We start from the raw sequence: 9,585 nt of genomic DNA, 5'->3' as shown, positions 1-9,585 counted from the left end.
CTGGGAATTATTCCGTCAGAAAGCCAAAGCTCTGGGAATGTCGAGATCTCAGCTAGTACAGAGACTAGCCAGAGGAGAAATACGGATCGATTCGGCGATACTCACAGAGGAACTACTGTTGGGGGAATCATCCGCGAACTGATCGATGAAAATGACAAGTTAACGACATATCACAGTTCGCAAATTGAATTCCATAACAACCGACTCAAACAGCTAAGCAATAGAAGGGCAAGGCTGGAACGTCTTTATGCCGAGTTGCAAAAGAAGACTGGTAAAAACCTGGATGATGAAGACGAGGTTAGCGATGATTAGTAGGTGATTTACCGATTAGACAGCTTTTCTCCACTCAATCCGATACAATAACTCAATCAGCATCCGGTAATTGCTACTAGAAACGATGACCCAGCCAGAACGCCTACGCCGTTGGCGACTTCTCTTAGGGGGTGGAGACGCCGATGGTATTTGTCAGGAGAATGGTGAGGGAGAAGCCGCAGATTCCTTTACCCTTAATCCAACAGATCAAGCCATTGATAATGCCCTCAGCGCCCTCTACGATTCTGACCGCCGTGGTGGACTTGGGAGTTCTTCTCCCAATATTGCCCGTTGGTTAGGCGACATTCGCAGCTATTTCCCCTCATCAGTCGTGCAGGTGATGCAAAAAGATGCAATGGCACGCCTTAACCTGCAACAGATGCTGCTGGAACCGGAACTGCTAGAAGCCGTTGAACCGGATGTTCATCTCGTGGCAAATCTACTATCCCTTAGTAGCATTATGCCCAGCAAAACCCAGGAAACCGCCCGCCGTGTGGTGCGTCAAGTGGTTGAACAATTGCAGCGTAAATTAACCAACCCCACCCGCCAAGCCATAATCGGTAGCCTCAACCGTGCCATTCGCAACCGCCGTCCCCGCCATAATGAAATCGACTGGAACCGCACTATCCGCGCTAACCTCAAACATTATCAACCTAAATACGGCACAATTATCCCCGAAACCCTAATCGGCTACGGACGCAAACGCAGTTCTTTACACGATATTATCCTCTGCATCGACCAAAGTGGTTCCATGGCAACCTCTGTCGTCTATGCGGGAATCTTTGGGGCGGTGCTAGCCTCTCTCAGGGCAGTGCAAACCCGAATAGTCGTATTTGATACGTCGGTCGTAGACTTAACCGACGCCGCGCAAGATCCCGTAGACTTACTCTTTGGTACTCAACTGGGAGGCGGAACCGATATTAACCGCGCCCTCACCTACTGCCAAGGACTGGTGCGTCGTCCTCAGGACACTATTTTAGTGTTAATTAGTGACTTATATGAAGGGGGAAACCGGGAAGAAATGCTTAAGCGCGTGGCGGCATTGGTGGGATTAGGAGTTCAGTTGATCACGCTGCTTGCCCTCAATGATGAAGGTGCGCCCATGTATGATCATTGGATAGCCGAAAAACTTGCCGGATTGGGTATCCCAGCTATGGCTTGCACGCCTGACCAGTTTCCTGATTTAATGGCAGCTGCAATTCAGCGTCAAGATATTACACAATGGGCGGCTGCACAGGGTATGGTGCTTAGTGTTGAGTGTTGAGTTGGAAATTAACCAGAAAACTCTTATCAACCTTGTGTGATAAACAAGCGAATTTGCCAACCAACAATTATGATATTACGGCAAAAGTATGACGGCAAAAGGACAGTTAAGCCTTTGCCGTCACAATTTGTTATAATTTTTGCCAGGACTAGAAAACTCAATTTGTCAGGCGTTGCTGAATTAACGGCTTAATTCAGTGGCGCTTTTTCTTGAATCTTCACTTTACCGAAGTTTTCGTGAGAATGTCCACGAAAATTGCCGGAATTTACCTAAATTTTAGGGCAGAGCCTAATTTTGTCAAGATTTTGCTTAGATCAAAGCGCTAGTTACACCCGATATAGCAGTAGACACATCGATTAGGAATTGCGGCATCATTTATGTAGAGACGTTGCATGCAACGTTTCTACTTGGTCACAGTTATTTTTAAGATAGTGGGTAATTGTGAAATTAAAGTGAAAACAGAGAACGAATTTTCTCTTTCTCTAAGGAAGGACAGATGATTGAAACAGATAAGTCTTATATTTTTCTCGCAGGCGCTAGTCGCGGGGTGGGTCGAGAAATCGCCAAATACCTGGTTGAGCAAAACCAGAAGGTTAAAGCCCTGTTGCGTTCCCCGGACTCTCGCCCAGAGTTAGAAGCGATGGGGATTCAGGTGGTAATGGGAGATGCCCTAGATGCGGCAACGGTTGAACAAACCATGCTGGGAGATCAACCGATTCAGGCGGTGATCAGTACGATAGGTGGCTTACCCAAGGATGGTCAACGAGCGGATTTTTTTGGCAACAAGCATTTAATTGATGCGGCTGTCAAGGCTAAGGTACAAAAGTTTATCCTGATTTCCTCGATTGGTAGTGGTGAGAGTGCGATCTCCTTACCCCCCCAAGCGTTGACCACGTTGAAGCCTGTACTCATTGAAAAAGAACAAGCGGAGAACTATTTGAAGGATAGCGGACTGACCTATACTGTGATTCGACCTGGTGGGTTGAAGTCAGAACCTGCAACCGGAAATGGTGTGGTGACAGAAAATCAAAAGGTGGCGGGAACAATTCATCGCGCCGATGTCGCCCAGTTGGTGTGTCAATGTCTATTTTCAGATGCGGCGAATAATAAAGTCCTGGCGGCGATTGATCGGGCGCAGATGTATGGCTATCCGGAGTTTGAGGAACTCAGTTTGACGTGAAGGGTTTGATCCAACGGCGCTGAATTGCCCAGTCGAGAGTAAAACGGGCGATCGCAAATTCGATGAGACTCTCGCTGACTAAGATACCCCAAACCCAAACGGTATCGGTGATATCCGGCTGTCCCTCTATTACCGCCAAACCCCGCACCAAACCAAACGCGAACACGACTCCCGCTTTCAGTTGGGGATTTTGGTCATCCCGGATGGCGTAGCGGTAGGTGACACCGAATAAGAAGCCAGACAAAAACGCGATCGCGACTTTGATCAATAGGGTTAGATTAGCCTGGACATCCAGTAAGCTGAGGGCAGGCGACAGGGTGGATAGCAGCAGCGAGTGCAACAGCGCGATCGCACAATAGGTTAAGGCTAGGGATAATCCCCCCAGGATAGCCGCTTTCAGGGATTCGATCCGTTCAGCGTCAGTGGGGTCAAAGGAAGAGTTCACGACTTTCGCTCCTGGTGGTCAAAGACGGTTCAAATTGAATTATCATAAACTTTGGAGTCATTTCTTAATCACTACTCATAAAGCACGATGGATATTTTGTCATTAGGCTGGGTCGCCACTCTGGTTCTGTTCACTTGGTCAATTGCGATGGTAGTCTGGGCTCGTAACGGATTCTAGAGAGATTGTGGAAGGTTCTGTTTTTACCGTAGTGTTTGTCGCGGCAGCGGGACTCTTAGTCCTAGTGACGGGGGGTGTCGTTTACTTAACCGCTGTTGAATGGCGCGATCGCCGTCGTCGCGATCGGGATAAGAAACTGTAAGCTTGTCAATCGTGACAGGGGGCATACCCCTGTTTTCTCAGTTGCCGCCAGTTGCATCGTCGGGACACGGCATTGTCGTGTCCTTACCCTCCACTTTCACGGTTTTAGGGAATGACAAAATAATCATCAGTCGCATTCGATATTGAAAGCGGCTAGGTTTAGCGGTATAAGGAGATAACTGTACCATCTGAATGCGCTCACATCTTTAGATTATGGCTTCAACCTATTCATTTGATATCGTCAGTGATTTTGACCGACAAGAGTTGGTGAATGCCTTAGACCAAACCAATCGCGAAATCAGCAACCGTTATGACTTGAAAGACACCAAGACAACCGTTGACTTGGGTGATGAGACAATTACTGTGAACACCGATAGCGAATTCACCCTAGATACTGTACATAACATTCTGTTGACCAAAGCCACTAAACGCAACCTCTCTCCGAAAATTTTCGACTACGGCAAAGTTGAATCAGCGAGTGGCAATCGAGTACGCCAAGAAATTAAACTGCAAAAAGGAATTAGCCAAGATATTGGCAAAAAAATCGCCAAACTGATTCGGGATGAATTCAAAAAAGTACAAGCCTCGATTCAAGGCGATGCGGTTAGAGTGTCAAGTAAATCCAAAGATGATTTACAACAAATTATCCAGCGCTTGAAACAAGAGGAATTGCCCGTGGCGCTGCAATTTACGAATTATCGATAGAAGACATAGATAGGGTGTGCTGAATAAGTCTTGTGGTGGGTAGAGGGAATAGGGAATAGGGAATAGGCAACACCTCGGACTTCGGCGTGAGCGCTCAGTCGAACGCTTCGCTCGGTGTGTCATGGGCAATGGACAATGGTTTCAACCCTCTGTCGAGGGAAGATTCTGTGTTCGCGAATATTTGTAGAGACTTAGTGTGCTAGGTCTCTACAACTTGGTTAAAATTTTAAAATCGCGAAGCTGTTAGTATTACATCGGCATATTTCCAAGCCTCTTGAAACCGTTCTTGTACCGCCCTAGCTTCCTGTATTTTTCCTTGTGCCTGTAAGCTTTGAGCAAGTCCAAACAATGACCAGCCGTTATTGGGATGAATTTCTAAGTCTTGGCGGTAGACTTGTTCGGCTGTAGCCGTTTGATCCGCGTCTAATAAGACAGCACCTAAGGATTGTCGCACAGGATAATACCAAGTTTCTGGCTCATCGTAGCGTAGTTCATCTTGAAGACGGACTGCCATTTGTAAGTGGGCGATCGCGGATTCATAATCTGCCTGTTTAGCTGCCAATTCTCCGGCTAAAACTTCAGAGGCAATGTGCAACAAATTCGCTGTAGAATTGATATCCCAGATGAGCATTTTAGCCAACTCTGGATCAGCCGCGATCGCGTTTAACTGGTTCAGTTCCTCTGTAGCTGGGTCTAACTGACCTTTGCTTAAAAATGCCATGCCACGAGCATAATGCCAAACTCCTGTTGGATATTTGAGTTCCTGTCCTGGTGAGGGTTCTGCCAGAATTTCATCCCACTTGCCAAACCGAGCTAGTGTGTAAAGGGGAATCAGATAGTAGTGCTGGAGTGTGTCATACTCTGGCTGGCGCATCTTATGCTGATCCACCATAGCGGCTGTATGGCGTGCGGCTTGCATCGCCACTTCACTCCGCCCTTCCATCGATGCGCTTGCCCAGAGAAAATGAGGGTTATGGGGAATGTAAGCTGATCGATATAATCCGGGTGTGGAGGACTGGGTGATATAGTTTTGGTCAACCGCGATCGCTCGTTGATTGGCAATTGCCGCATCATGATAGCGCCCAACACGGATATAAACGTGGGATGGCATGTGAACGAGATGTCCAGAACCCGGAACCAGGTTACGCAGGCGATCCGCACAAGGGATAGCGCGATCGGGTTCAGGTGAGGCTTCAACGGTATGGATATAGAGGTGGTTTGCACCGGGATGATTAGGGTTGCGATCGAGAACCGAGTCTAACGTCGCTAGGATTTCTTGGGTTTTCGGTTTAGGTTTACCGTCTATCCAATAATCCCAAGGCATTGTATCCATTAAGGCTTCGGCAAATAGAGTGGCTGCATCTAAGTCGTCTGGATAACGTTGGCTGACGTCTCGCATTGCCTGAACATAGGCAATATCTAGAGATGGGCGATCAGCCCGTGGATCTAAAGAGTAGCGCTTTGCCAAAGCTTGGATATAGGCTTGTTCTTGATTGCTGGCATTTTGGCTACGTTCTAAGGCATTTTGCAATGCCTGCCAAGATTCGGGTACAGCATCGGTATTCATTGCTGCATTAATATTCGGTCCCAGAACCAGCGCAACTCCCCAATAACACATCGCACAGTTCGGATCAAGTCGGGTGGCTTCTCGGAAAGAACGGGCGGCTTCAGCGTGGTTAAATCCGTAGGTGAGGATTAATCCTTGATCAAAATAGCGTTGTGCTAAGTCTGAGTCGCTGGAAATGGGATGATGGTAGTTGCCCAGGTTATCGAACAGAGGAACAGACGGTTCTAAGGATTCGATTTGCTGGGTTTGAAAGTCGGCAGCTATTGCGAGTTTTGGCAAGTCTATGCAGTAACCCCATAGTTCTAGAATAGCCAGGAGTGTTAAGGTTAATAAAATTCTATACATTTTAATCGTTTAAGCCTTCACCGGTTATACAACTTTTTAGACGTTAAGTTAATTAGAGTGATTTTTGTACCTTTTTTCCCTAAAAATTTAGGCAATCTTTATTTTTAAAGAATAAGTAAGGGGAATTTGTAAATTCCCCTTATTCCTAGAATACTAATCGTGAAACGGTAACAGTATCCTACCGAATCCCTACAGACTCGACATAACCTCCCGCGCGGCTTCTAGCGTGCGGTCAATATCCTCATCCGTGTGCGCCAATGAGGTAAATCCTGCCTCAAACTGGGACGGTGCTAAATAAATTCCCCGTTCTAACATGCCCCGATGGAAGCGGCTGAACTTGGCTAAATCCGACTTTTTGGCATCGTCGTAATTACGCACGGGACCTACGGTGAAGAACATGCCAAACATAGCACTAATTTGTCCACCACAGGCAGGATGTCCGGTTTCCTTTGCAATTTGTAATAACCCCTCGGACAGCTTTTTAGTGATTTTGTCAAGCTGTTCGTAAGTTCCAGGTTTTTGCAGTAACTCCAGGGTTTTAATCCCAGCCGTCATCGCCAAGGGATTACCGGAAAGAGTGCCTGCTTGGTACATGGGACCGGCGGGTGCAACCATGGACATGATATCTTTACGTCCCCCATAAGCACCCACGGGTAAACCCCCACCAATCACTTTACCCAATGTGGTTAAATCGGGAGTGACGCCAAATTTTTCTTGAGCGCCGCCGTAGGCAATCCGGAACCCCGTCATCACTTCATCAAAGACTAACAGGGAACCATGTTCCTGAGTAATCAGGCGTAAGCCTTCCAGAAATCCGGTATCAGGGGGAACAAAGCCAGAGTTACCAACTACGGGTTCAAGAATCACCCCAGCAATACTATCTGGATTGGCTTCAAAGAGAGATTTAACGGATTCCAAATCGTTGTAAATGGCAGTCAGGGTACTGCTTGTTGCCGATTTAGGGACACCGGGAGAGTCAGGTAAGCCAAGGGTAGCAACCCCAGAACCCGCTTGCACGAGCAGCATATCGGCGTGACCATGGTAACAGCCAGAGAATTTGATAATTTTATCTCTGCCTGTAAATGCACGCATCAGGCGAATGACTGCCATACAAGCTTCCGTACCGGAATTGACAAACCGCACCATGTCGATACTGGGAACGGCTTCAATCACCATGGAGGCTAAAACGTTCTCTAGCGCAGAAGGGGCACCAAAGCTTGTGCCTTTTTCTAGAGCGTCGTGCAGGGCGGAAATGACCTCTGAGTGGGCATGACCGCAAATGGCGGGTCCCCAAGTGCCAACATAGTCAATGTACTGATTGCCATCGACATCCCAGATGTAGGCACCCTTAACCCGGTCAAATACAATGGGTTGTCCGCCAACAGACTTAAATGCCCGAACCGGGGAACTGACACCCCCCGGCATCAGGTTTTGGGCAGTTTGGAAAATTTCTTCTGATTTCGTGGTTGTCCAGGACGAGGTGGTAACCAAAACTGTCTCCTGTTATTCGATGCTTATCTCTATCAGGATAAAGTTTAGTGGTGATTCGGGAAATAGGGGTAAGGGGGTTAACTTACGCTGCAAAGCAGGAGGAGCAGGGGAAGCAGGAGGAGCAGGGGAAGCAGGAGGAGCAGGGGAAGCAGGGGGAGCAGGGGAAGCAGGGGTAGCAGGGGGAGCAGGGGAAGCAGGGGGAGCAGGGGAAGCAGGGGGAGCAGGGGAAGCAGGGACACCCTCGTTGAAAATTAGGATTGCCCTGCGCCAAATTAGAGACAATCGCGATTAGAAATAGTTCTATCGGGTAGAGTAGTATTACAAAACACTGCACCAGTTAAATCAGCATCTTGTAAATTAGCACGACTCAGGTCAACCTCCCAGAGGTTCGCTTCGCGCAAATCAGCATTGGTTAAGAAACTATTACTTAAATCAGCACCTCTGAGGTAAGCACCATTTAAATTCGTGTTATTAAGTCTGGCATTACTCAGGTTCGCTTCTCTAAGATTAGCGGCTTTTAGATTAGCACCATTGAGTCTAGCCTTATCTAGATTGGCACGTCTGAGATCAGCGCCTCTGAGTTCCGCTAGAGTGAGAATCGATTGAGACAGATTGGCTTCACTCAAGTTGGCTAAACTTAACTGCGTTTGGGTTAAGTTAGCACCAATTAGAATAGCATTACTTAGATTAGCCGCTTTGAAGTTAGCTTCTCTGAGATCTGCACCCCTGAGATCTGCACCACCGAGAAAGGCTTGGGTGAGATCAGCATTTTTTAAGTCAGCATTGCTGAGGTTAGCATTAATCAGGTCAGCATATTTGAGGTTAGCATCACTGAGAATCGCTTGAGTGAGATTGGCTTGACTCAGGTCGGCATAAGTCAAGATACTATGACTCAGGTTAGTATTACTCAAATTGGCATTGGTTAAGTCACAGGTAGAACATTCGCCAGTGTCTTGTAACTGTTTCAGATGGTCAGGATTTTCCGCGTTTAGAGGAGTGGCTGACCAAAAGGGTGTGAAAAGTAAGAGGATAGCCAGAATATTAAGTTTCATATAGTGATTGGTGATTAGGGATTAGTGACTGGGGAATTCTTCGCAACCCGCCCCGACTCCTCCATCTCTCCCATCCTCCATAACAAAACGATAAGCCCAAGCCCTTATGTACTTCTCGGTAATCTGGGCAGAAGCGATCGCGAAAATTCCGCAATTTCACTGATTCTAACTCCTAGAGTAAGGAACTATGCTTAAAAAGCAAGGACAAGGAAGCAAACTCTCAGTTGTAGATGCAGTTCCCTGGTAGCTATCTCTCGCTGCCAGGATTTTTCTTTCGATTGCTTAACATTGGAGACACCTTGATTCCGTGGAATCGCGTAATTCCCTTATTTTGGGAAATTATGCTGACTCAAAAATCCGTATGAAGACTGAGGCGATTGTTAATTGTGATCAGTCAAAATAAAAATTACTGATAATTCAAAGTTTGTCTACCCCTCTAGACTTATGCCTGAAGATACCTACCAACAATTACTCCAAGCGGCTACCGCCAGATATCACGCTTTATTATATCAAAGCTATAGTCAACTTAGTTTGGATGACAAAATATTTATCGAGAATTTCCGCTATTACAAACAAATGTCTTTGAATCAGGTGGTTCAAACGTTAGACGATCAACTGAGGCAGATCCAGGGTAAGGATTATTGGAGTACCCGTGAAGATACTACATTATTTAATGTGAGTATCGATCGATAACCTCTAAAGTAACCCGCTCATCCGCCTGGGAATCAATTCCCAGCCTCATAGCCAAAGTCGTCTGAAGACGACTCAGTAAAAATACAAGCTCATCCGGATTATTAAAACATGATTCTATTCAGAGGAGCAATTATGTATTAGCTAGTCCGTTTTAACGGACTTTTGCTATAAGCCTTGAAATTGATTTCAAGGCGATGTGACAGCGTGGCAATA

General features: G+C 46.8%; 12 protein-coding genes. 8 read left to right on the top strand and 4 right to left on the bottom strand.

Annotated features, from left to right (window positions below):
* From RIG66_RS08065 to RIG66_RS08055, 3 genes are all read left to right on the top strand, one after another.
* A partial coding sequence (locus tag RIG66_RS08065) for a hypothetical protein (protein WP_446376901.1) occupies positions 1 to 312 on the top strand: 312 nt, incomplete at its 5' end.
* Between the two features lie 85 nt (positions 313 to 397).
* Positions 398 to 1,576, top strand: coding sequence for a VWA domain-containing protein (locus RIG66_RS08060; RefSeq protein WP_446376899.1), 1,179 nt, complete (start codon positions 398 to 400; stop codon positions 1,574 to 1,576).
* 496 nt (positions 1,577 to 2,072) lie between these two features.
* Positions 2,073 to 2,756: an SDR family oxidoreductase gene (locus RIG66_RS08055; RefSeq protein ID WP_446376897.1), complete on the top strand. Its 684-nt coding sequence runs from the start codon at positions 2,073 to 2,075 to the stop codon at positions 2,754 to 2,756.
* On the opposite strand, the gene RIG66_RS08050 is transcribed toward RIG66_RS08055, so the two are convergent.
* Positions 2,743 to 3,201, bottom strand: a complete 459-nt coding sequence (locus tag RIG66_RS08050) for a hypothetical protein (protein ID WP_446376895.1) — start codon at positions 3,199 to 3,201, stop codon at positions 2,743 to 2,745. The two genes, RIG66_RS08055 and RIG66_RS08050, sit on opposite strands and share 14 nt — an antisense overlap.
* Before the next feature lie 87 nt (positions 3,202 to 3,288).
* Here RIG66_RS08050 and petN point away from each other — a divergent pair, with 87 nt between their 5' ends.
* From petN to RIG66_RS08035, 3 genes are all read left to right on the top strand, one after another.
* Positions 3,289 to 3,378: a cytochrome b6-f complex subunit PetN gene (petN, locus tag RIG66_RS08045; protein WP_071777176.1), complete on the top strand. Its 90-nt coding sequence runs from the start codon at positions 3,289 to 3,291 to the stop codon at positions 3,376 to 3,378.
* Positions 3,379 to 3,385: 7 nt separating this feature from the next.
* Positions 3,386 to 3,520, top strand: coding sequence for a hypothetical protein (locus RIG66_RS08040; protein ID WP_446376893.1), 135 nt, complete (start codon positions 3,386 to 3,388; stop codon positions 3,518 to 3,520).
* A gap of 212 nt (positions 3,521 to 3,732) precedes the next feature.
* On the top strand, positions 3,733 to 4,224 hold the full coding sequence (locus tag RIG66_RS08035; RefSeq protein WP_446347017.1) for a YajQ family cyclic di-GMP-binding protein: 492 nt from the start codon (positions 3,733 to 3,735) through the stop codon (positions 4,222 to 4,224).
* Positions 4,225 to 4,450: 226 nt separating this feature from the next.
* On the opposite strand, the gene RIG66_RS08030 is transcribed toward RIG66_RS08035, so the two are convergent.
* Together RIG66_RS08030 and hemL are read right to left on the bottom strand one after the other, a co-directional pair.
* The gene (locus tag RIG66_RS08030) at positions 4,451 to 6,136 is read right to left on the bottom strand and encodes a hypothetical protein (RefSeq protein WP_446376891.1); all 1,686 of its coding nucleotides are present in this window, start codon (positions 6,134 to 6,136) and stop codon (positions 4,451 to 4,453) included.
* A gap of 189 nt (positions 6,137 to 6,325) precedes the next feature.
* Positions 6,326 to 7,627: a glutamate-1-semialdehyde 2,1-aminomutase gene (gene hemL / locus RIG66_RS08025; RefSeq protein WP_446376889.1), complete on the bottom strand. Its 1,302-nt coding sequence runs from the start codon at positions 7,625 to 7,627 to the stop codon at positions 6,326 to 6,328.
* Between the two features lie 19 nt (positions 7,628 to 7,646).
* Here hemL and RIG66_RS08020 point away from each other — a divergent pair, with 19 nt between their 5' ends.
* Positions 7,647 to 7,919 carry a hypothetical protein gene (locus RIG66_RS08020; protein ID WP_446376887.1) on the top strand — a complete coding sequence of 91 codons (273 nt, stop codon included), beginning with the start codon at positions 7,647 to 7,649 and terminating at the stop codon, positions 7,917 to 7,919.
* Here RIG66_RS08020 and RIG66_RS08015 read toward each other — a convergent pair.
* Positions 7,900 to 8,679 (bottom strand): pentapeptide repeat-containing protein, encoded by a 780-nt coding sequence (locus RIG66_RS08015; protein WP_446376885.1) that lies wholly within the window; start codon positions 8,677 to 8,679, stop codon positions 7,900 to 7,902. The genes RIG66_RS08020 and RIG66_RS08015 overlap by 20 nt on opposite strands.
* Positions 8,680 to 9,123: 444 nt before the next feature.
* On the opposite strand from RIG66_RS08015, the gene RIG66_RS08010 reads away from it, so the two are divergent.
* Positions 9,124 to 9,372, top strand: a complete 249-nt coding sequence (locus tag RIG66_RS08010; protein WP_446376883.1) for a hypothetical protein — start codon at positions 9,124 to 9,126, stop codon at positions 9,370 to 9,372.
* Positions 9,373 to 9,585 lie beyond the last annotated feature (213 nt).

Source organism: Coleofasciculus sp. E2-BRE-01 (assembly GCF_040221695.1).
Taxonomy (GTDB): Bacteria; Cyanobacteriota; Cyanobacteriia; order Cyanobacteriales; family Coleofasciculaceae; genus Coleofasciculus.
Note: the sequence above shows the minus strand (reverse complement) of the source record. Positions and strands in the feature narration are given on the sequence as shown.